Genomic DNA, 248 nt, shown 5'->3' with positions numbered 1-248 from the left:
GGAAAACGGCACCGCGAAAGGTGACCGCACCGGCACCGGCACCCGCAGCGTGTTTGGCCGCCAGATCCGCTACGACCTCTCCGAGTCGTTCCCGCTGCTGACCACCAAGAAGGTCTTCTTCAAGGGTGTCGTCGGCGAACTGCTGTGGTTTTTGCGCGGCGATTCCAACGTGCGCTGGCTGCAGGACAATGGCATCCGCATCTGGAACGAGTGGGCCGACGCCGACGGCGAGTTGGGTCCGGTCTATG

General features: G+C 63.7%; 1 protein-coding gene. It reads left to right on the top strand.

The genetic code is table 11. The features are described from left to right. Window positions 1-248 (top strand): thymidylate synthase (gene thyA / locus QP119_RS11635; RefSeq protein ID WP_284776336.1); only part of this gene is annotated, 248 nt, incomplete at both ends.

The organism is Corynebacterium frankenforstense (assembly GCF_030211955.1).
Taxonomy (GTDB): Bacteria; Actinomycetota; Actinomycetes; order Mycobacteriales; family Mycobacteriaceae; genus Corynebacterium; species Corynebacterium frankenforstense_A.
This window is presented reverse-complemented; position numbering and strand designations above follow the sequence as displayed.